The organism is Streptomyces sp. 13-12-16 (genome assembly GCF_002114215.1).
Classification (GTDB): domain Bacteria; phylum Actinomycetota; class Actinomycetes; order Streptomycetales; family Streptomycetaceae; genus Streptomyces.
Genome location: NZ_NCTE01001378.1, coordinates 1 through 349, shown reverse-complemented (window position 1 = coordinate 349; position 349 = coordinate 1). Strand labels below are relative to the sequence as shown.

General features: G+C 75.1%; 1 protein-coding gene. It reads left to right on the top strand.

What is annotated here, in order from left to right; genetic code table 11:
* Nucleotides 1-146 precede the first annotated feature (146 nt).
* Nucleotides 147-349, top strand: a 203-nt coding sequence (locus B7767_RS49490; RefSeq protein WP_218775866.1) for a hypothetical protein, incomplete at its 3' end; no start/stop codon positions are given.

The following is a 349-nucleotide window of genomic DNA, read 5'->3' as shown; positions in this document are numbered from 1 at the left end:
CGGCCGAACCCAGTGTGCGCCAGGGCCCGTCACCGACCTGGGCGGCGAACACCACCCGGTCCAGCCCGCCGCCGTCCACCTCGGCGGAGACCTCCACGTCACCGGTCGCACCGGCCTCCGGAGCCCGCACCGACACCGACGGCCTGGTGGCCGGAGTGGCCAGCGGCCTGGCCGCCTTCAGTACCACCGCGGACAGCGGCGGCACCTCCACCCGCACCTTCCGGTCCGCGCCGCTGCGCACCCGCGCCGACGACCCGTACACCCCACGGAAGTCCATCCCCGCCGAGTACGTCGGCACCCCGACCGTCCGGGCCTCGTCCGCGTTGTTCACCGCCACGACGTACTCCAC